The organism is Flavobacterium sp. H122 (assembly GCF_004959765.1).
Classification (GTDB): Bacteria; Bacteroidota; Bacteroidia; order Flavobacteriales; family Flavobacteriaceae; genus Flavobacterium.
The window spans coordinates 56859-78953 of the sequence record NZ_SJZD01000010.1 but is presented as its reverse complement, the minus strand read 5'-3'; the positions used below and the strand labels follow the sequence as shown (position 1 = coordinate 78953).

The 22095-nt window shown below is 35.8% G+C and carries 23 protein-coding genes; 19 read left to right on the top strand and 4 right to left on the bottom strand.

The genetic code is table 11. The annotated features are described in order from the left end of the window. Positions 1-471 precede the first annotated feature (471 nt). Together rpiB and EZM65_RS13810 are read left to right on the top strand one after the other, a co-directional pair. The gene (gene rpiB, locus EZM65_RS13815) at positions 472-903 is read left to right on the top strand and encodes a ribose 5-phosphate isomerase B (protein WP_136669143.1); all 432 of its coding nucleotides are present in this window, start codon (positions 472-474) and stop codon (positions 901-903) included. Positions 904-982: 79 nt separating this feature from the next. Beyond that, the gene (locus EZM65_RS13810) at positions 983-1897 is read left to right on the top strand and encodes a cation diffusion facilitator family transporter (RefSeq protein ID WP_136669142.1); all 915 of its coding nucleotides are present in this window, start codon (positions 983-985) and stop codon (positions 1895-1897) included. Here EZM65_RS13810 and EZM65_RS13805 read toward each other — a convergent pair. Next, a complete protein-coding gene (locus EZM65_RS13805) occupies positions 1894-2496 on the bottom strand; it encodes a trimeric intracellular cation channel family protein (protein WP_136669141.1) in 603 nt (200 codons plus the stop codon). The two genes, EZM65_RS13810 and EZM65_RS13805, sit on opposite strands and share 4 nt — an antisense overlap. Positions 2497-2578: 82 nt before the next feature. On the opposite strand from EZM65_RS13805, the gene EZM65_RS13800 reads away from it, so the two are divergent. Then, complete coding sequence (locus tag EZM65_RS13800; protein WP_136669140.1) at positions 2579-3622, top strand: hypothetical protein; 1044 nt, start codon at positions 2579-2581, stop codon at positions 3620-3622. On the opposite strand, the gene EZM65_RS13795 is transcribed toward EZM65_RS13800, so the two are convergent. Further along, positions 3619-3879, bottom strand: a complete 261-nt coding sequence (locus tag EZM65_RS13795; protein ID WP_136669139.1) for a DUF1294 domain-containing protein — start codon at positions 3877-3879, stop codon at positions 3619-3621. The genes EZM65_RS13800 and EZM65_RS13795 overlap by 4 nt on opposite strands. A gap of 54 nt (positions 3880-3933) precedes the next feature. On the opposite strand from EZM65_RS13795, the gene EZM65_RS13790 reads away from it, so the two are divergent. The 9 genes from EZM65_RS13790 to argH all read left to right on the top strand — a co-directional run bounded on the left by EZM65_RS13790 (position 3934) and on the right by argH (position 14286). Continuing rightward, on the top strand, positions 3934-6057 hold the full coding sequence (locus EZM65_RS13790; RefSeq protein WP_136669138.1) for a Tex family protein: 2124 nt from the start codon (positions 3934-3936) through the stop codon (positions 6055-6057). A 197-nt stretch (positions 6058-6254) separates the two neighbouring features. After that, the gene (locus tag EZM65_RS13785) at positions 6255-6827 is read left to right on the top strand and encodes an N-acetyltransferase (protein WP_211196220.1); all 573 of its coding nucleotides are present in this window, start codon (positions 6255-6257) and stop codon (positions 6825-6827) included. After that, a complete protein-coding gene (locus tag EZM65_RS13780) occupies positions 6796-8007 on the top strand; it encodes an argininosuccinate synthase (RefSeq protein ID WP_136669137.1) in 1212 nt (403 codons plus the stop codon). The genes EZM65_RS13785 and EZM65_RS13780 overlap by 32 nt, the downstream gene beginning before the upstream one ends. Further along, positions 7994-8956, top strand: coding sequence for an N-acetyl-gamma-glutamyl-phosphate reductase (gene argC, locus EZM65_RS13775; RefSeq protein ID WP_136669136.1), 963 nt, complete (start codon positions 7994-7996; stop codon positions 8954-8956). The genes EZM65_RS13780 and argC overlap by 14 nt, the downstream gene beginning before the upstream one ends. Before the next feature lie 35 nt (positions 8957-8991). After that, complete coding sequence (locus tag EZM65_RS13770) at positions 8992-10116, top strand: aspartate aminotransferase family protein (RefSeq protein ID WP_136669166.1); 1125 nt, start codon at positions 8992-8994, stop codon at positions 10114-10116. A 64-nt stretch (positions 10117-10180) separates the two neighbouring features. Next, positions 10181-11128 (top strand): N-acetylornithine carbamoyltransferase, encoded by a 948-nt coding sequence (locus EZM65_RS13765; RefSeq protein WP_136669135.1) that lies wholly within the window; start codon positions 10181-10183, stop codon positions 11126-11128. Between the two features lie 4 nt (positions 11129-11132). Continuing rightward, the gene (gene argB / locus EZM65_RS13760) at positions 11133-11906 is read left to right on the top strand and encodes an acetylglutamate kinase (RefSeq protein WP_136669134.1); all 774 of its coding nucleotides are present in this window, start codon (positions 11133-11135) and stop codon (positions 11904-11906) included. Between the two features lie 3 nt (positions 11907-11909). Further along, positions 11910-13004, top strand: a complete 1095-nt coding sequence (locus EZM65_RS13755) for a M20 family metallo-hydrolase (protein WP_136669133.1) — start codon at positions 11910-11912, stop codon at positions 13002-13004. Next, positions 12976-14286, top strand: coding sequence for an argininosuccinate lyase (gene argH, locus EZM65_RS13750; RefSeq protein WP_136669132.1), 1311 nt, complete (start codon positions 12976-12978; stop codon positions 14284-14286). Before EZM65_RS13755 ends, argH begins: the two co-directional genes overlap by 29 nt. On the opposite strand, the gene EZM65_RS13745 is transcribed toward argH, so the two are convergent. After that, positions 14283-14744 carry an Lrp/AsnC family transcriptional regulator gene (locus EZM65_RS13745; protein ID WP_136669131.1) on the bottom strand — a complete coding sequence of 154 codons (462 nt, stop codon included), beginning with the start codon at positions 14742-14744 and terminating at the stop codon, positions 14283-14285. The genes argH and EZM65_RS13745 overlap by 4 nt on opposite strands. A 23-nt stretch (positions 14745-14767) precedes the next feature. After that, complete coding sequence (gene tatA / locus EZM65_RS13740; protein WP_136669130.1) at positions 14768-14944, bottom strand: twin-arginine translocase TatA/TatE family subunit; 177 nt, start codon at positions 14942-14944, stop codon at positions 14768-14770. 148 nt (positions 14945-15092) lie between these two features. Here tatA and EZM65_RS13735 point away from each other — a divergent pair, with 148 nt between their 5' ends. From EZM65_RS13735 to EZM65_RS13705, 7 genes are all read left to right on the top strand, one after another. Continuing rightward, positions 15093-15575 (top strand): peptidase, encoded by a 483-nt coding sequence (locus EZM65_RS13735; protein WP_136669129.1) that lies wholly within the window; start codon positions 15093-15095, stop codon positions 15573-15575. Beyond that, on the top strand, positions 15575-17062 hold the full coding sequence (locus tag EZM65_RS13730; RefSeq protein ID WP_136669128.1) for a GH3 auxin-responsive promoter family protein: 1488 nt from the start codon (positions 15575-15577) through the stop codon (positions 17060-17062). Before EZM65_RS13735 ends, EZM65_RS13730 begins: the two co-directional genes overlap by 1 nt. Positions 17063-17071: 9 nt before the next feature. Then, entirely contained in the window at positions 17072-17938 is an 867-nt protein-coding gene (locus tag EZM65_RS13725) for a carboxypeptidase-like regulatory domain-containing protein (RefSeq protein WP_136669127.1), read from the top strand. 85 nt (positions 17939-18023) lie between these two features. Further along, entirely contained in the window at positions 18024-19709 is a 1686-nt protein-coding gene (locus EZM65_RS13720) for a hypothetical protein (protein ID WP_136669126.1), read from the top strand. After that, on the top strand, positions 19709-20260 hold the full coding sequence (gene rfbC, locus EZM65_RS13715) for a dTDP-4-dehydrorhamnose 3,5-epimerase (RefSeq protein ID WP_136669125.1): 552 nt from the start codon (positions 19709-19711) through the stop codon (positions 20258-20260). Before EZM65_RS13720 ends, rfbC begins: the two co-directional genes overlap by 1 nt. After that, on the top strand, positions 20254-21111 hold the full coding sequence (gene rfbD, locus EZM65_RS13710; protein WP_136669124.1) for a dTDP-4-dehydrorhamnose reductase: 858 nt from the start codon (positions 20254-20256) through the stop codon (positions 21109-21111). The genes rfbC and rfbD overlap by 7 nt, the downstream gene beginning before the upstream one ends. Next, positions 21111-22094 (top strand): UDP-glucuronic acid decarboxylase family protein, encoded by a 984-nt coding sequence (locus EZM65_RS13705; protein ID WP_136669123.1) that lies wholly within the window; start codon positions 21111-21113, stop codon positions 22092-22094. The genes rfbD and EZM65_RS13705 overlap by 1 nt, the downstream gene beginning before the upstream one ends. The last annotated feature ends 1 nt before the right edge of the window (position 22095 follow it).

Below are 22095 nucleotides of genomic sequence, written 5' to 3'. Positions count from 1 at the left end.
AATTGTCAACAATTGGTTTTTGATTGTTTTTTTTGAAAACTCAACTTGTTAATTACTGTTAATAACTGTGAATTTCGATGGGATAATTTTTCAAAAAGTAGGTGAAACTTTTCTTGATTATCTCAATTCAATTTTTGATTAGAAAAAAAAGAATAGACTCCAAAAAAACTTCTGATTTTCTTTCCAAAGTTGTTAACAATTCTTGTTAATTTTTAATTAACTAAAAATCAACGATTTGTAAAATACCATTAACAGTCGTTAATAAAACCATTAAAAGCTTATATATTTTATTGATTTCCAGTACTTTTATTAAACATAATGAATTGTAAAAATTGTATTTATTCTGATTATTAGTGAGTTAAGTTATTAAACATAAATAAATTCATTTTTTTTATGTTAAACTTCCTTTTCAAGGTTTACTTTATTCTGTATTTTTGCAAAACAAACAACAACACAATATATATATATATTATGATAATTTCTATTGGCAACGACCATGCTGGTCCTGATTACAAAAATGCTATTGTAAAATACTTAGAAACAAACGGACATACAGTTATTAACCATGGCACCGACTCTTTTGATAGTGTTGATTATCCAGATTTTGGACATCCGGTGGCATATGATGTAGAAAGCAAAAAAGCTGATTTTGGTATTGTTATATGCGGCAGCGGCAATGGTATCGCCATGACGGCAAACAAGCATCAGGATATCCGTTGTGCTTTATGCTGGATGGTTGAAATTGCCGAATTGGCACGTCAGCATAATAACGCAAATATAATAAGCATTCCTGCAAGATATACTTCTATACAACAAGCTGTTGAAATGGTGGAAGTTTTCTTAATTACCGAATTTGAAGGAGGAAGACACGCAAACAGAGTAGATAAGATTGCCTGTAAATAGATGGTTAGATTTTTAGATAGTTGGATTATTTAAAAGTCTAACTATCTAATCATCTGATAATCCAAAAATCTAATTTAAAATGTCTCATAATCACAACCATGTCCATATTCACAAGCACAATGTAGAAGGAAAAAATCTGGTTTTTTCTATTTTTTTGAACTTGTTAATAACTGCGGCTCAGGTTGTGGGCGGACTGATATCCGGAAGTTTAGCATTAATATCTGATGCTTTACATAATTTTTCCGATGTACTGTCATTAGTGTTCAGCTATGTCGCACATAGATTATCCCGGAGAAAAGCCTCTATAAACAATACTTTTGGATACAAACGTGCCGAATTGATTGCTGCTTTTGTCAATGCCATGACTTTGTTAATAGTTGCCATTTATTTAGGTTACGAAGCGGTTCATAGATTTTTTCATCCTGAGCCCATAAAATCAGGAATGGTGATTTGGCTGGCATTGTTGGGTATAGTGGCTAATGGACTTTCGGTTTTGTTGCTAAAAAAAGATGCAGATCATAATTTAAACATGAAATCGGCTTATTTACATTTATTGACAGATATGATGGCATCGGTAGCTGTTTTAACAGGTGGTTTGCTGATGAAATTCTTTGGATGGTTTTGGGTCGATAGTGTAATGACTTTACTGATATCTATTTACTTGATTTATGTGGGTTATGACTTACTGATCAGTTCTACCAAAATGCTGATGCTGTTCACTCCTGAAGAAATTGACATTAAAGAAATTGTCCGTGAAGTGCATAAAATACCCGGAGTAGGGAAGTTGCACCATATTCACGTCTGGCATTTAAACGAAGAAGAACTGCATCTGGAAGCACATTTGGATTGTGCTGAAAATATTTTGATGAGTGAATTTAACGATTTACTTCATGAAATAGAAATCGTATTGTTTGATAAATTTGGGATCAACCACATTAATATCCAGCCCGAATTCAAGAAAGAAGACCCTAAAGAATTTATTGTTCAGGATTAAATTCTGGGTAATTGCAGTTTTTTACGGATTGCAAAAATTCTGATGGATGCAATGACTAAAATTGCTGTAATCATACTTATATCAGATTGAAGTTTATATTGATGCATCAGTAAAAACAAACTCCCTCCAATTAAACAAGCAGTAGCATACAATTCACCAGGTTTTAAAATACTGGGTACTTTGTTACATAAAACATCAGCCAGCAATCCGCCAAAAGTAGCCGTTATAATTCCCATGACAAGGGAATAACCACTCGAAATCCCTGCGCGTAAAGCTACCTGAATCCCTACAATGGTAAACAACCCGATACCAAAAGCGTCTACCCAAAAAATAAGTTTTTTGATGATATTGGTATTCATCTTGAAGAAAAAGGCAACCACTGTTGAGGCAAGGACTATAAAAATAGCCAGGTTATCGTTTACCCAATTAACAGGTCTGATTCCAATTAACAAATCGCGTATAGTACCACCGCCATAAGCCGTTACGAATGCCAATACTGCGGCACCAAAAATATCCAAGCGTTTGGTTCTTGCTTTTAACACGCCTGTTACCGCAAAAACAAAAACTCCCGAATATGATAAAACCACTAATGTATCCATTATCAGACAAAGGTAATAAGGATAAATTTAAATAAATTGATTTACATTTACTATCACAAAATAGGCTTTAAATGTAATAATCATGAGTGAAGAAGCACCATTGTTTAAAAAGCAGTATTATCCTATAACTGATAAGTTATTTCAATACCTTGAAAAATACAAAAGAGTCACAAAAACTAATGTTTTTTATGACGACCTGCTGCGTTTTCAAGGGTCGGTTATTGTATATGATCAAAAGGGTGAAGATACACTTTGGTTGAGGGTTTTTTACAATGAGTTCGACAGAAAAGAAATTGATTTAAGTCTGAAGAAAATTTACACCTTGCTCCATTCCGATGGTGATGAAAGAGTATTGAAACACCTTACGGTAGATTATATAGATTACTGCGGCTTTGGAAATTCAAAACCATTCAGAGTAAAGGTTAGAAATATTTTAAATGAAAACTACACGCATTTTTATATCAAAAAGGCGGATGCTTCACGTATTTTCGGATTGGAACTGGAACATATCTTGTCACCCAACCGGATCAATTTCTTAGTTTATCAAAGTACTTTAATAGAAGAACATATCGTTGGAATTCCAGGAGATGTTTTCCTGAAAGAGCACTTGGACAAATGTACTGAAGCCGAAAAAGCACAGATTGCCAAAGAGTTTGTAAAATTCAATGAACGTTGTATGATTGGACTTTTAGGAGATATGCGGTCGTATAATTTTGTAGTCATTCCTACGTATGATTATGACCACATCGTGTATAAAATTAGGGCTATCGATTTTGACCAGCAGTGTTATGAAGGAAGTTTTAAATTATACAAACCACATTTGTTTAAAGAGAATTTCCAGTTCACCAGATTGGTCAAAGAAAAACTCGAACCCGATTCCATCGATCAGTACCAAAATGAAGAACGGTCTTTATTAGTCAAACGCTTAGCAGATTCGGAAGAACGATTAACAGACTTACTTTCTGTCATGAAGTCAATGATGTTGTCTCCAACATTGCATTTGGAACAATTAAAAAAAGAAACCTACGAATTTACAAAGGATAAAAACTTTAAAAATGCCAAGTCAATGGGTGAAGTTATGGAGGCGGCTTTGAGTTTTATGAAACGAAACTATAAGTCAAATTAGATGCGCATAAAATAGAAAAGAACAATTTGGGCGATCAAAACGAATGTAAATTTCAATAAAAAACTTCCTTTCGAAATTTTATGATTAAACATAAACATTCCTAACAAACCGCCAATTGCACCGCCCAAAAAGCTAAACGCTAACAAATCTTTTTCGGGTATTCTTCGTTTGTTTTTAATTGCTAAAACCTTATCAATCCCAAACAATGATAAGGTTAAAATATTAATACAAATAAGATAAAGTAATACGATTTTCATTCTTCAAAATTGCCTCAAAGATACTATTTTAGCATCCTTATTTTATTTTACAGAATGACAAATTTAGAATACATTTTAAAAGTGGTTTCGACCGCTCCAAAAAACATAGAGGCCACGCTTCAACTACTTTCCGAAGATTGTACTATTCCATTCATCGCTCGTTACCGTAAAGATAAAACCGGCAATTTGGATGAGGTGGTAATCGAGCAAATCGCTAAACTCAACAAACAGTTTGATGAAATTGTAAAGCGTAAAGAGAGTATTTTAAAATCGATTGAAGAGCAAAATGCATTATCACCCGAACTGAAATCGAAAATTGAAAACAGTTTTGATATGCAGGAATTGGAAGATTTATACCTTCCTTACAAAAAGAAAAAGAAAACTAAAGCGGATACTGCACGTGAAAACGGATTGGAACCTTTGGCGAAAATCATTATGTCACAACGTAATGATGACATCGAATTTTTGGCATCCAAATACCTGAATGATAAGGTAGCCAATGAAGATGAAGCGTTACAAGGCGCACGTGATATCATTGCCGAATGGATTAATGAGAACATCTATATCCGTAAAAATCTGCGACGTATGTTTCAGCGCAAAGCGGAAATTACTACCAAAGTGGTAAAAACTAAGAAAGATGATGAAGCTGCCCAAAAATTTTCTCAGTATTTTGATTGGGCTGAACCAATCAGTAAAGCGCCTTCCCATCGTTTACTGGCAATGCTGAGAGCTGAAGCCGAAGGATTTGTGAAACTGAATGTGGAAATTGAGAAAGAAGAAGCACTTTCGTTTATTGAAGAAAACATCATTAAATCGAATAATGATACTACCCAGCATTTAGAATTGGCTATAAAAGACAGTTACAAAAGACTTTTAGAGCCAGCAATTTCAAACGAAACCTTACAAGAATCGAAAGAAAAAGCTGATATTAAGGCTATCGATGTTTTTGCGGGGAATTTAAGTCAGTTATTATTGGCACCGCCTTTGGGAGAAAAGCGAATTTTAGCTATCGACCCTGGATTCAGAACGGGTTGTAAAGTGGTTTGTCTGGATGAAAAAGGCGATTTGCTATATAACGAAACCATTTTTCCACATGCGCCACAAAATGAAATGACGATGGCGATGAAGAAGGTGAAATCGATGGTGAATGCTTATAATATTGAAGCGATTTCCATCGGAAATGGAACGGCAAGCCGCGAAACCGAATTTTTCATCAAGAAGATTGCGTTTGACAAACCGGTTCAGGTTTTTGTAGTTTCAGAAGCCGGAGCATCAGTATATTCAGCTTCTAAAATTGCCCGTGAGGAATTTGGAAGTTATGATGTGACAGTTCGTGGAGCGGTTTCCATCGGAAGACGCTTGTCGGATCCTTTGGCCGAATTGGTTAAAATTGACCCTAAATCTATTGGTGTAGGACAATATCAGCACGATGTGGATCAAACGAAATTGAAAGAAGAATTGGATACGACCGTGGTTCGTTGTGTGAACTCAGTAGGAATCAATATCAATACGGCCAGTAAATCGTTGTTGAGTTATGTTTCGGGAATTGGTGAAAAAATGGCCGAGAATATCGTGGCGTACCGAAGTGAAAACGGTGCATTTGAAGAGCGTAGTCAGTTGAAAAAAGTGCCTCGGTTAGGCGAAAAAGCTTTCCAACAAGCTGCTGCTTTCATCCGAATCAAAGACGGAAAAAATCCATTGGATAATTCGGCGGTACATCCTGAATCATACAAAATGGTCGAAAAAATGGCTAAAGATTTGGGTGTTAAAGTCAATGAACTAATTGGAAATAAAGAAAAAATAAGTCAAATCAAACCTGAAAGCTATATTTCGGAAAATGTAGGTATTCTGGGTATTAAAGATATTCTGAAGGAATTGGAAAAGCCGGGATTGGATCCGCGTAAAGCTGCTAAAATTTTCGAATTCGACCCCAATGTAAAAACCATTGCTGATGTTCGTAGCGGAATGATTCTACCTGGAATTGTGAATAACATAACAGCTTTCGGTTGTTTTGTTGACATCGGAATCAAAGAAAGTGGATTGGTTCACATTTCCCAACTCAAAGACGGTTATGTAAGCGATGTAAATGAAGTTGTGAAATTACATCAACATGTACAAGTGAAAGTGGTTGAGGTTGACGAAGCCAGAAAACGCATTCAGTTGACGATGATTATTTAATATCTTTTTCATCTATAATAAAAACCCTGATTTCAAATCGAAATCAGGGTTTTTTATTTGGATAAAATATCTGATAATCAAAAATAAACAGGTGATTAGAATTGTTATATTAATTTATTAAGATAAAATATCTGTTAAATTTTATTAAAAAAAGATATTATATCTATTTGTTTGTATATTTGCAAAAAAATTAATCTATGTTTAGTATTCAAATTGCAAATAATAACCACATTCACTTCGCCCAGACGATATGCGACGAGATGGAAGCTTCTGCGAAAGTGAGAGGCACGGGTATTGCGAAGCGATCAGCTGAATACATTGTGGAAAAAATTCAGGAAGGAAAAGCGGTTATTGCTTTGACAGAAAATAAGGAATGGGCAGGGTTTTGTTACATCGAAACTTGGCAAAATGAGGAATATGTGGCAAATTCTGGATTGATTGTGTCTCCGGAATTCCGTCAAAGCGGATTGGCACGGATGATCAAATCTAAAATTTTTGAATTGTCACGAACTAAATACCCAAATTCCAAAATTTTTGGATTGACCACTGGTTTAGCCGTGATGCGTATTAATTCGGAACTGGGTTATCAACCGGTAACGTATTCTGAATTAACTACTGACGAAAAATTTTGGAAAGGATGCCAGAGTTGTGTGAATTTCGAAATCCTGCAAAGTAAAAACTACAAGAATTGTTTGTGTACGGCTATGCTGTATGACAGTAATATAAAAGAACAGAAAAATGCAAAAGAAGAAAATAGTATTAGCGTATAGTGGTGGATTAGACACGACGTATTGTGCGGTGTATCTGAGTAAAGTTGAAAATTACGAAGTGCATGCCGTGACAATCAATACCGGAGCTTTTGATCAGAAAGAGATTGAAATTTTAGAGGAGAAAGCATTGCAGTGTGATGTGGCTTCTTATACCTGTATTGATGTCCGTAAAGAATACTATGACGATTGCATTAAGTATCTGATTTACGGTAACGTATTAAAAAACGGAACTTATCCATTAAGCGTTAGTGCCGAAAGAGCAGTTCAGGCAAAAAGCATTGCTGAATATGCAATCCAATTGGGAATTAATACAATTGCCCACGGAAGCACGGGTGCTGGAAACGACCAAGTGCGTTTTGATATGATTTTTAATCATTTGTTGCCTAATGTTGAAATCATCACGCCAATCAGGGATAAAAAACTGAGTAGGGAAGCTGAAATCGAATTCCTGAAATCACATGATGTGAGTTTCAATTTCGAAAAGGCGGTGTATAGTATTAACAAAGGATTGTGGGGAACTTCGGTCGGAGGAAAAGAAACATTGACTTCATATCAGAATTTACCGGAAGAAGCTTGGCCAACACCGGTTTCGGCTACAGAATCTTTGGATATTACATTGGCTTTTGAAGCAGGAGAATTGATTTCAATCAATGGAGAATCATTTGAACATCCGTCAGTTGCTATTGAGTATTTGCAACAATTGGCACAACCCTACGGAATAGGAAGACACATCCATGTGGGTGATACCATTATTGGTATTAAAGGAAGAGTTGGTTTTGAAGCAGCAGCACCGGAACTGATTATCAAAGCACACCATTTACTGGAAAAACATACGCTTACCAAATGGCAATTGTTTTGGAAAGAACAATTATCAGGTTGGTATGGCAACTGGTTACACGAAGGACAAATGTTGGATCCTACTATGAGAGATATTGAAGCATTTTTAACGAATACCCAAAAAACGGTAAGCGGAGAGGTTTATATCACATTGTATCCATACAGATATGAATTGAATGGAATTGAAAGTCCTTTTGATTTAATGTCGGCCAAATTCGGATCTTATGGCGAAATGAATAACGGTTGGTCAGGTGAAGATGTCAAAGGATTTACTAAAATATTCGGGAACCAAACCTCGATTTACCATCAGGTGAATAAAGAAAGCGTTTATGAAAACAATTAAGGTCGGAATTATTGGCGGAGCCGGATATACAGCTGGGGAATTACTGAGAATCCTTATTAACCATCCGCAGGTGGAAATTGGTTTTGTGCACAGTAAAAGCAATGCCGGGAAGTTCATTTATGAAGTTCATGATGATTTGTTTGGAGATACTGATTTGAAATTCTTTGAAACGTATCATTCGGATATCGATGTGGTTTTTTTATGTGTGGCTCATGGTGAAGCTAAAAAGGTTGTGACTGAATTTTCACCTTCTGTTAAGATAATCGATTTGAGTCAAGATCACAGAATTGCAGCAAATCATTCCTTCGTTTATGGGTTGACGGAATGGAATAAACAAGCAATTAAAAATGCTGATTACGTTGCTAATCCCGGTTGCTTTGCGACTGCGATTCAATTGGCCGTTTTGCCTCTGGCCGAAGCTGGATTATTGAACGGTGAAGTGTATGCTTCGTGCACAACGGGTTCAACGGGTGCCGGACAATCTTTGGCTGAGACTTCGCATTTCAGTTGGAGACAGAACAATTTGTCGGTATACAAGGCATTTACGCACCAACATTTGGCAGAGATTAATCAAAGTGTGCTACAGGTTCAGAATGATAATTCCGGGAATTTGCACATTTTGCCGCAAAGAGGATCTTTCACGAGAGGGATTTTGGCTTGCATCACATTAAAATCAGAGATGTCTTTGGAACAATTGAACGCTTTATATAAAGAGAAGTACAAAGAAGAGCCTTTTGTGTTTGTATCACCAAAGAACATTCATTTGAAACAAGTAGTAAATACGAATAAATGTTTGTTATATCTGGAAAAAAATGGTGATGATGTAATGATTGTGAGTGTAATTGATAATTTATTGAAAGGAGCATCGGGTCAGGCAGTACAAAATATGAATTTAATGTTCGCATTGCCCGAAACCACAGGTTTGAAATTAAAACCAATCGCATTTTAATTATGGAGACAACAGTTATAAATAGTCCTTTACAAATGAATTTGTTTGATGTGTATTCGGTTTCAGATATCGAAATCGTTAAAGCATTGGGTTCACAGTTATGGGACAAAAACGGAAAAGAATATTTGGATTTATACGGTGGTCACGCTGTGATTTCCATCGGTCATACACATCCGCATTATGTTGCTAGCATTACGGAACAGTTACAGAAAATCGGTTTTTATTCCAATTCGATTGTAATTGACCAACAGAAGCAATTGGCAGCAAAATTGGGCCAACTTTCAGGTTATACTGATTATCAGCTGTTTTTGTGTAATTCAGGTGCCGAAGCAAATGAGAATGCCTTTAAATTGGCCTCTTTCCATAACGGAAGAAAAAAAATTATTGCTTTTAGCAAAGCTTTTCATGGTAGAACATCATTGGCGGTTGCCTGCACGGATAATCCTGCAATCGTGGCGCCGGTGAACGAAAACAACAACATAACTTTTTTACCATTAAACGATAGTAATGCTTTCGACCAGGCTGTAAACAATGAGGTATGCTGTGTGATTATTGAAGGAATCCAAGGAGTAGCAGGTATTCAGATTCCTGATGCCACATTTTTACAACACGTAGCGCAAAAGTGTAAAGAGCTAGGTATCGTCCTCATTTTAGATGAAGTACAGTCCGGTTACGGAAGAACCGGTAAATTCTTTGCCCACCAACATGCAGCAATTCAGCCGGATATCATCACGGTGGCTAAAGGAATGGGTAACGGATTTCCAATCGCAGGGGTTTTGATTGCACCGCATATTCAGCCTAAGAAAGAAATGCTTGGGACAACTTTTGGTGGAAATTATTTAGCATGTGCTGCCGGTTTAGCAGTCTTGGAAGTGATTGAAAAAGAAAAACTGATGGAGAATGCTCAAGTAATGGGTGACTATCTTATGAAGCAATTAAAGACAATATCGAATATCAAGGAAATAAGAGGTGTAGGATTAATGATTGCCATTGAATTATTTGAACCTTGTGTCTCAGTCCGCAAACGATTGTTAGACGAATTCGGAATTTTTACCGGAACAGCAAGCAACAAAAATGTATTGAGAATATTGCCTTCTTTGGCAGTTGCAAAAAAAGATTTAGATGCATTATTAGATGCTTTAAAGATTATTTTGAATTAAAAATTGCTGAGAGTTTTTCATACCAGACGGGTATTTAAAACTTGTCAGGTTAAAAAAAATAAAAATGAAAAATTTCACATCAGTAAACGATATAGCTGATCCGAATGCTTTGGTTAAAGAAGCGATAGAACTTAAAAATTCTGTAAGAATTTCAAATCTTGGAAAAAATAAAACCATTGGTTTATTGTTTTTTAATTCAAGTTTAAGAACCAGAATGAGTACGCAAAAAGCGGCTCAAAACTTAGGAATGGAAGTTATGATTCTTAACGTGAATAATGACGGTTGGGCATTAGAATTCGTAGAAGGCGCCGTGATGAACGGCAAAACAGTCGAACACATTAAAGATGCAGCCGCAGTAATGGGTTTGTATTGTGATATTTTGGCCATTCGTTGCTTCCCGAATCTGGAAAATAGAGAAGAGGATTACGCTGATAAAATTATCAATCAGTTTATTCAATATGCAAAAGTTCCTGTGGTGAGTCTGGAATCGGCAACGAGACATCCTTTACAAAGTTTGGCGGATATGATCACGATTCAGGAACACAAAACCAAAGAGAAACCAAAAGTGGTTCTGACTTGGGCTCCGCATATCAAACCGATTCCGCAGGTGGTAGCTAATTCGTTTGCCGAATGGACTTTGGCCAGCGGTTATGATTTGACCATTACGCATCCGAAAGGCTATGAATTGAGTGAAGCGTTTACCAAAGGAGCAACAATTGAGTACAATCAAGAAAAGGCATTACAAGATGCCGATTTTGTGTATGTAAAAAACTGGTCATCTTTTACAGATTATGGGAAGGTATTGCCGGTGGAAGAAGATTGGATGTTAACCAATAAGAAATTGGAAGCAACAAATTCAGCAAAAGTGATGCACTGTTTACCGGTGAGAAGAAATGTGGAATTATCAGATGAGGTTCTGGACAGCAAAAATTCTTTGATTCTGCAGCAGGCTGAAAACAGAGTATATGCCGCACAGACGGTATTGAAAAAAATACTGGAGACTAATTTTTAAAGGTATGGTACACGTAATAAAAATAGGCGGGAATATTATTGATGACACAGTTAAACTGGACGCTTTCCTGAACCGTTTTGCAAAACTGGAAGGTCCGAAAATATTGATTCATGGTGGTGGAAAATTGGCTACCAGTTTAGCAAAGGATTTGAATATAGAACAGCAAATCATTGACGGAAGAAGGATTACCGATACTGAAACGTTGAAAGTTACCGCGATGGTGTATGCCGGATTGGTGAATAAAACCATTGTGGCCAAATTACAGGCGAAATCATGCAATGCCATTGGGTTAAGCGGTGTTGATGGAAACATAATTCAATCAGTTAAAAGAAATCATCCTACGATTGATTATGGCTGGGTAGGTGATGTGGAAAGTATCAACGCCAAATTTTTACAGAATCTGATCGATAACGGAATTGTTCCTGTTATCAGTCCGATTACACACGATGGAAAAGGAAATTTATTGAATACCAATGCGGATACCATTGCCACTGAAGTTGCCATGGCACTTGCTGAAACTAACGAAGTGAATCTTAGATTTTGTTTTGAAAAACTCGGGGTTTTGACCAATCCGGATTTAGACAGTTCATGGCTAAGAGTTTTGGATAAAACCGAATATGATTATCTAAAAGAAGGACAAATCATTTCAAAAGGAATGTTGCCAAAATTGGAAAACGCATTTAGAGCTAGTGAATCAAAAGTGACCAAAGTTGAAATCTGCCATGCGGATTATGCGAGTGAACAAGGCGAATCTTTTATCGGAACCCAAATAATTTAAACAATGGAACAATTACAAAAAGAAGTGTTGGAACTTTTACAAAAATTGATTGCTACACCTTCTTTCAGTAAAGAAGAAGAGAATACAGCGGAAATTTTGAATGATTTTTTTGTTCAGAAAGGAATTCCAACAACAAGATTGTTGCATAATGTTTGGGTAAAGAATAAATATTTTGATGCATCTAAACCAACCATTTTATTGAATTCGCATCACGACACTGTACAACCTAATAAGCAATATACAAGAGATCCTTTTAGCCCAGATATTGAAGATGGGATTTTATATGGATTAGGAAGTAATGATGCCGGTGGACCATTGGTTTCTTTGGCGGCTTGTTTTCTACATTTTTATGAAAGAGACGATTTGCAGTTCAATTTGGTGTATGCCGCGACTGCGGAAGAAGAAATTTCAGGGAATAACGGTGTGGAAATTGTCTTACCAGAATTAGGCAAAATTTACTTTGGAATCGTTGGTGAACCTACAAAAATGGATATTGCGATTGCCGAAAAAGGATTGTTCGTAATTGACTGTATTGCCCACGGAAAATCGGGACATGCCGCAAGGGAAGAAGGTGAAAATGCAATTTATAAAGCATTGAAAGACATCGAATGGTTTCGAACTTTTGAGTTTCCTGAGGAATCGGAAATGCTGGGTAAAGTAAAAATGTCGGTGACGATTATCAACGCTGGAGTACAACATAACGTAGTGCCTGAAAGCTGCCAGTTTACGGTCGACATCAGAACGACTGATAAATACAATAACGAACAGGCATTAGCAATCATCAAACAGCATGTAGCTTGTGAAGTGATTCCGCGATCAACCCGTTTGAATCCGTCTTTCGCACCTAAAGATCACCCTATTGTACAAAGCGGAATAGCATTGGGAAGAGCTATTTATGCTTCACCAACTACTTCGGATCAAGCCTTGATGAATGGCTTTCCAACATTCAAAATGGGACCAGGTGATTCGGCAAGATCGCATACGGCCAATGAATATATTTATATAGAAGAAATCAACAAAGGCATTGAAATTTATATCAAAATGCTGGAAAAATTTAATACAACTGACTATGAAACTGTGGCAAAATACATCGGATAACGTAAAAACTTCGATTTCTGCAATGGTGGAGCAATTCACTATCGGACAGGATACAATCTGGGATTTGTATCTGGCTGAAGCCGATATAAAGGGATCGATTGCCCATACTTCTATGTTACATGACATAGGATTGTTAACTACGGAAGAGTTGAAGCAGGTGCATGAAGGTTTGGAAACGATTCTTCAAACTGTGTATGATAAGACATTTATTATCGAAGTAGGAGTGGAGGATGTACATTCCCAAGTAGAATTGCTACTGACTCAAATGAAAGGAGAAGTCGGAAAAAAAATCCATGCCGGACGTTCAAGAAACGATCAGTCATTGTTGGATATTAAGTTGTTCATAAAATCAGAATTGAAACAAATTGTTGAAAAAACCGAAAAAGTTTTCAATAGTTTAATCCATCTGAGTAATAAACATCAAAATGATTTATTACCAGGCTATACGCATTTTCAACTGGCTATGCCTTCATCATTTGGTTTATGGTTTGGTGCTTACGCAGAAAGTCTTTGTGATGATTTGGAATTGATACTTGCAGCTTACCACATGGCAAACAAAAATCCATTGGGTTCGGGAGCGGGTTACGGTTCTTCTTTTCCACTGAACAGAACATTGACTACTACACTACTCAATTTTGAATCGATGAACCATAATGTGGTTTATGCCCAAATGACAAGAGGTAAAATTGAAAAAACTACAGCTATGGCTTTATCTGGCATTGCTTCAACGTTGACCAAATTTTCGATGGATGTGTGTTTATACATGAACCAGAATTTCGGATTTATCAGTTTTCCAAAAGAACTGACCACGGGAAGCAGTATCATGCCTCATAAAAAGAATCCGGATATTTTTGAGTTGATCAGAGCTAAATGCAACAGAATCCAGGCATTACCGAATGAGTTGACGCTCTTGACTAACAATTTACCTTCCGGTTACCACAGGGATATGCAGTTAACAAAAGAATGTTTGTTTCCGGCTATTATTACTCTGAAGGAATGTCTGGATATGCTTGAGGTGATGCTGGAAAATAGTATTATCAAAAAGGATATTTTATCAGATGAAAAATACCTTAATTTGTTTACGGTGGAAGCTGTTAACGAATTGGTTTTATCAGGAATTGCATTCAGGGAAGCCTATAAAATAGTGTCAAAACAGGTGGAAGAAAATCAGTTTGCCTATAATAGCAAAACACTAAATCATACCCATGAGGGAAGCATCGGTAATTTACAAAATGATAAAATAAAAGAGGAGTTTATCCAGAAAAGAAAACAGATGATTTAATTTTCAGGTAAATAATAAGAAGTTTCATTTTTCACCATACTCATCACAATATTGCTGTGATACTGACCGATGTTAGGAATATTGGCCAATTTATTCACTACAAAATCATTGTAAGCATCAATATCGGTGGTAGCAATTTTTAACATATAATCATAAATACCCGAAAGACTGGTTACTTCCAGTATTTCGGGCATTTTCATTACTTCATCTTCGAAATTTTTTAAATTTTCGCGTGATTGTTTTTTAAGAGTGATATTGCAGTAAGCAAAAAGCTTGATACCTACTTTTGAAGGATTGAGGATAACAGCACTTTTTTTAATGACCCCTGATTCTTCAAGGTGTTTGATTCTCTCGTAAGTCGGGGTATAAGAAAGTCCTACCATAGCCGCAACATCTTTCACAGAAAGTGTACAATCCTGTTGTAAAATATTAAGAATTTTTGCGTCTATTTTATCCATAAAAAGAAGGTAAGCAGTACTATTTACTCTTTAGTTTCTTCTTCTTTTTTTGTTGCAGTTTCTTCTCCTTTAGAAGCTTTTTTGAATTCGTTCAACCCGCTTCCCAGACCTTTCATTAATTCAGGTATTTTTTTGCCTCCAAAAAACAATAATATTGCTGCAATAATTAATATAATTTCAGTTGGACCTAATCTTCCCATGCTTTTAAATATTGTGCAAAAATGCAATTAAATATTGGACAAATATAGTAAAGAAATGAAGCACCCTATTAATTTTTAACGAATTATTATTGTTTGAACTTTTGCAATGTTCCAATTTGCTATATTTGTATAAACATCCAGTCTTTTTATGACCAAATTAAAGCGATTCAGACGTAAACAATTTCTTGATAAAATTATAACCAAGCGTCGATTAATTATACTAAATGAAGAAACTTTTGAGGAGCAGTTTTCACTTCGGCTGACTATTTTGAATGTTTTTTTATTGGCAACAATCGGAGCCATTTTTTTGATTTCTGTAACTACCTATATTATAGCTTTTACTACTTTACGGGAGTATATTCCCGGATATTCGTCTACAGAATTGAAAGAGAAAGCACTGCTGCTGGGTTTGAAATCTGATTCATTGGAATTTCAATTAAAAAAGAACGATGCTTATATCGAATCTGTAAAAAAAGTGCTTACAGGTGATTTAGAGTACGCCAAGGTAAATAAAGATTCTATTTTAGCTTCTGATTATGTTGACCCTTCAGAATATGAAATGAACGCTTCTCAGGAAGAACTGCAATTACGCAAACAGGTAGAGGAAGCTGCAAAAAAAGATAGTAAGTAATGTCAATTAAAAGTATCGGAGCAAAACTGTTTGCTTCCATCATTTATCATAAAACCCAAAAATGGGCTAATAATCCTGTTGAAACACAGCAAAAAGTCTTTCAGGAATTAATATCCGAGGCACGAGCTACACAGTTTGGTAAAGACCATAATTTTGACAGCATAAAATCATTTGAAGATTTTGCTCAAAAAGTCCCTATTCGTGACTATGAAGAATTAAGGCCATATGTTGACCGGGTTGTAAAAGGAGAAGAAGATATTCTTTGGAAAGGGAAACCGTTGTATTTTGCCAAAACATCCGGAACGACTTCTGGAGCAAAATATATTCCACTTACAAAGGAATCGATGCCTTATCATATCGAAGCTGCCCGCAATGCAATTTTGAGTTATGTTTACGAAACAGGTAAGACGGATTTTGTGGACGGGAAAATGATTTTTCTGCAGGGAAGTCCGATTCTGGAAGAAAAAAACGGAATTAAATTAGGCCGTCTTTCAGGGATTGTAGCGCATTTTGTTCCTAAATACCTTCAAAAAAACCGAATGCCTTCCTGGGAAACCAATTGTATTGAAGATTGGGAAACAAAAGTCAATGCCATAGTTGAAGAAACTTTTCATGAGGATATGGCTGTTATTTCCGGGATTCCATCCTGGGTACAAATGTATTTTGAAAAACTTTCTGAAAAAGCTAAAAAGCCAGTCGGTGAGGTTTTTAAAAACTTCAATTTGTTTATTTACGGCGGAGTGAATTATGAACCTTACAGAGCAAAGTTTGAAAATTTAATCGGAAGAAAAGTAGATTCTATAGAATTGTTTCCAGCTTCCGAAGGATTTTTTGCCTATCAGGATTCCCAAAAGGAAAAAGGAATGTTACTGCTTTTAAATTCTGGAATTTTCTACGAATTTATAAAAGCTGATGAATTTTTCACTGAAAATCCAAGACGTTATACAATCGGTGAAGTTGAAATGGGTGTGAACTATGTATTAATCATTTCCACCAATGCGGGACTTTGGGCGTATAATATTGGAGATACCATTCAGTTTACAAGTTTAAAACCGTACAGAGTAATAGTTTCCGGTAGGATTAAACACTACATATCAGCTTTTGGAGAACACGTTATAGGCAAAGAAGTAGAAAGTGCTTTGCAGGAAGCAGTGGAAGGCACTTCAGTAAGAATTAATGAGTTTACAGTAGCACCTCAGATAAATCCTACCGAAGGTTTACCGTATCACGAATGGCTTATTGAATTTGAAAATGAACCCGAAGATGTAAAAGCTTTTGCTTTAAAAATAGATACTGCCATGCGCAAGCAAAATGTGTATTACGAGGATTTGATTTCGGGACATGTGTTGCAGACTCTGGTAATCACAAAGGTTGGGAAAAATGGATTTCAGGAATATATGAAATCAATTGGGAAATTAGGCGGACAAAATAAATTACCCAGATTATCCAATGACAGAAAGATCGCAGATTATTTTGCAAATGAGTAAAGAGAAAAGATGAAGGGAAAAATACTTTTAATACTATTTCTTTTTGTAAAAATCTCCCTTTTTTCACAAGTTAAAGGTAAAGTTGTAGATGTTAATAATAACCCAATAGCTTATGTGAATATTTGGGTTCAAAATGAAACTATAGGTACAACGTCTGATGAAGACGGAAGTTTTTATTTACCTGTCAAGGAAGATAAAGTACTTATTTTTTCCGCAATTGGGTTTGAAAAAGTGTTTATTAAATCTTCCGAAGCTGCATTGGTAAAAATGAAATCCATGACCTATGAATTGAATGAAGTTGTGGTTTTAAATAAAAAAGAGACAAAAGAAGTAGAAATTGGAATGCCAACTTCATTTTCACAGGCTTTTGAAAACGGACCCAAAACTGATGCTCGTTTTTTTCCGTATAATGCCAAAGTGAAAAAAAACAGATATATTAAAAAAGTATCCATATTTACTGAAAATAACTTAGAAACCGCAACTGTAAAAATTCATTTTTATGCCGTTAATAGTGAAGGTCTTCCTGGAGAAGAACTGTTAAGTAAAGATTTGATTGTACAAGTTAAAAAAGGCAGCCGAAAAACTTATTTTGATGTTTCCAACAGGAATATCGTTTTTCCAAGAGAAGGACTTTTTGTTTCTGTTGAAAGACTGTTTATTGATAAAAATAAATTTAGTAAAACAAGTACCGCTGCAGATGGAACTACAAAAACACATATGGTATATTATCCACTGTTGTTTTATAATTATATCGAAAGAGATTTTACCTATACTTTTTACGGTGGAAACTGGCATAAGGAGTTTAAAAAATCTGCTGATACTACTATTAAAAACAGGGTTTTTGAACCTTCCATAACATTAATTCTGACGAATTAAAAATTGATTGTATAGGTTCCTATTGTAAATAAATTTTTAACATATGAATAAAATCGTACCTTTGCAGGTTAGTAAAATATAAAAGATGATAGAAATCAAAAACATTTCGCGCTCAAGAGCGCAAGAGTCGTCGGCAGCTATCGAACGACTGTACATTACCATGAGACACTTATTCAATAGAGGTTTTTATAAACCCATGGGTGTTTCTGGAGAAACTCTAAGAGAAGCTTTATTGGCTTTACGACCTGAAATCTATGGTTCAATTGCTGATGAAAAAGTTGAATTGAATGGTTTATTGTACGTAATTGAACGTCTTCCAGTAGGAATTGAAGAATGTCGTTACATTAACCTAACTTCTGACGAAGGGTATTCAAATTCTCATTTCCAACCCATCGTTCCTCCTAAACGTCGTAGAAATTGCTACCGCATTGATGATGAACAAATGAATGTAGAAATCACTCGTGGTCGTTCAGATATTTACGATATCTTGACACACTTGACTTTCATTTTCATCGAATCGCACAAAATTAAAGATCGTGTTTTAATTGATGATGAAGGTAAAGTTTCTCGTGACTGGGAAAAATTAGAGCAAGCCGCACTGCAAACCAAAAAGTTAACTTTAATTGAAAGAGAAAAAGCGATTTCACATGCAGCTAATGTATTAGGAAGGACTTTTGCTGAGGTTAGTGCCATTTATGATGATTTTGGAAATGCCGCACAACCTGACCGTTTTTTACATGTAATTTACTGGCTGGGGAAATTGGCTATCGAAGAAGTAGTAGACAACAATAAACGTACAATTACTTTCAGTCCGATTTTAAGAGAGCGTTTAGGACATCATATTTACGGTGATATCTGGGCTACAAATATTAAGAAAACACTAGCCGACAATGGTTTATTGGAAAGACCAATTCATGTTATCAGTGCAAACATGCACAGTGTGATGAATTCGGTTTTTGCACCAGCGGTATTGGCTGCAAAATACAAAGGAAAAGGCGAGTATCAGATATATGAAGATTTATCGGCTTCCGGAAATAAAGATTTACGTAAAAAAGTGGAAGACTTTGCTTTATTACACGGAATGATTTCAATGCCGGATACTTCAGGAACAAACATTGATGTTCAGATTTTTGATACGGCTAAATTCGACTGGAAAAAAACAGCATTCCCTAATGCGAAAATCAATGAGGAAGCACCTGTATTAATTGTAATGGATTATGCCTTCGGGGAACAGGCTTTTGAAACTATTGACGAGCTTTTGAAACCTTATAAAGTAGAGAAAAAGAAAACATTCTTGAATGTAGAATCGGTATCCATAATGGGTAAAGCCGGAATTCTTGAAGGAGGCAAAGGCGATATTATGATTGCTACCGCTCACGTAAATGAAGGAACAGCTGATAATTATCCTTTTGAAAACCAATTGACAGCTGCCATGTTTGAAGGAAATGATATTCCTGTATATGAAGGGCCTATGATTACCGTATTGGGAACATCACTGCAAAACAGGGAGTTACTGAAATTTTTCCATGAATCTACTTGGGAGGCAATAGGACTGGAGATGGAAGGAGCCTATTATCAAAAAGCGATTCAATCGGCATCAAGAATCCGTAAAAGTATTAATCCTGATGTAAAAGTCCGTTATGCCTACTATGCTTCGGATAATCCATTGGAAACAGGAAGTACGTTAGCTTCAGGAGGTTTAGGAACAACAGGGGTAAAACCAACTTATCTAATTACTATCAAGATTTTAGAGCAAATATTTAACTGTTAATGAATTTTATTGAGACCAGTCTTAAAGGCTGTTTTATTATAGAACCAAAAGTTTTCCATGATGAGCGAGGCTATTTCATGGAAAGCTTTAACCAACAAGTATTTAATAAAGGAATAGGGCAGGAAGTAAATTTTGTTCAGGACAATCAATCCTACTCTTCAAGAGGGGTTTTAAGAGGATTGCATTACCAATGCGGTGAACATGCACAGGCCAAGCTGGTTCGTGTGCTGGAAGGAGAAGTGTTGGACGTGGCAGTGGATTTACGTCCTGATTCTGAAACCTACGGGCAATCCTACTCTATTTTACTTTCCGCAGAAAATAAAAAACAATTCTATATTCCACGAGGTTTTGCCCATGGTTTTATTGTGCTTAGTGATAAAGCCACTTTCTTTTATAAATGTGATAACTTTTACAATAAGGACAGCGAAGGCGGTTTGATTTATAACGATTCAACATTAAATATTGATTGGGAAATGCCTGAGCAGGAATTGATTATTTCTGAAAAAGATAAAGTATTGCCAACAATAGAAAACGCCCGAAAAGTATGGTAGTTTTAGTTACAGGAGCTTTGGGACAATTAGGTCAGTCGTTACAATTTATTGCATCTCAATATCCAGAGATGCAATTTATTTTTGCGTCATCTCAAGACTTAGATATAACAAATGAAGAAAGAGTAACTTCTTTCTTTGAAAACAATAAAATTGGATATTGTATCAATACAGCAGCTTATACTGCTGTTGATAAAGCAGAATCTGAAATTGAAAAAGCGCATTTGGTTAATGTCACCGGACCCAAAAATCTGGCGATTGCCTGTCAAAAAAACAATGCCGTTTTAATCCATATTTCAACCGATTTTGTTTTTAACGGTACTTCTGAAAAGCCTTATTTAGAGGCTGATGCAACAAATCCAATAGGAGTTTATGGTCAAACAAAATTAGATGGGGAAACCGAAGTTGTTTCAAATTGTAATAAGTATTATATTATCCGAACATCATGGGTATATTCTCAATTTGGTAATAATTTTATGAAAACCATGCTGCGTTTGGCTCAGGACAGAACAGAGTTGAATGTTGTGGCTGATCAAATAGGAACACCAACCAATGCTGTTGATTTGGCCGGAGCTGTTTTGGAGATTATTTCTTCCGACTTTAAACATTCAGCTCATGATAATTACGGAATTTATAACTTCAGCAACGAAGGAATCTGTTCCTGGTATGATTTTGCAGTTGAAATTTTCAAACAAAACAATATAAATATAAAAGTAAATCCCATACCCACAGAGGCTTATCCTACACCGGCAAAAAGACCCGGGTACAGTGTGCTGGATAAATCAAAAATTAAAAGTACATTTGGGATAACAATTAAAAATTGGCAGGAAGCTTTAGCACAAACAAAAATATAATGAAGCGAATATTAATCACTGGAGCGGCAGGTTTTTTAGGTTCACACCTTTGTGACCGATTTATAAAGGAAGGGTATCATGTTATAGGAATGGATAACCTGATTACAGGTGATTTAAAAAACATAGAGCATTTATTCAAATTGGAACATTTTGAGTTTTATCACCATGATGTATCGAAGTTTGTTCATGTTCCGGGAGAATTGGATTATATTCTGCATTTTGCATCACCGGCAAGCCCAATTGATTATTTAAAAATCCCTATCCAAACCTTAAAAGTTGGTTCGTTAGGAACTCACAATTTATTAGGACTGGCCAGAGTAAAAAAGGCGCGTATATTAATTGCTTCAACTTCTGAAGTATATGGAGACCCCTTAATTCATCCTCAAACTGAAGATTACTTTGGAAATGTAAATACCATAGGACCACGTGGCGTATATGACGAAGCAAAACGTTTTCAGGAATCTATAACCATGGCGTATCACCGTTTTCATGGTCTGGAAACACGTATTGTCCGTATTTTTAATACCTACGGACCAAGAATGCGGCTGAATGACGGCCGTGTAATTCCGGCATTTATTGGTCAGGCTCTGCGAGGTGAAGATCTTACTATTTTTGGAGACGGAATGCAAACGCGTTCGTTTTGTTATGTAGATGATCAGGTGGAAGGAATTTATAGATTATTGCTTTCAGATTACGCATATCCTGTAAATATTGGTAATCCAGATGAAATTACTATAAAAGATTTTGCGGAGGAGATTATTAAGTTAACAGGAACCAATCAAAAAATTGTATATCATCCGCTGCCGGAAAATGATCCGCTGCAAAGACAGCCGGATACAACTGTAGCTAAAAAAATATTGGGTTGGGAAGCCAAAGTTTCACGTGCTGAGGGAATGAAGTTAACGTACGAATATTTTAAAGCATTGCCTAAAGATGAACTTTTAAGAGAAGCACATAAAGATTTTAAAGATTTTATTAAGTAAT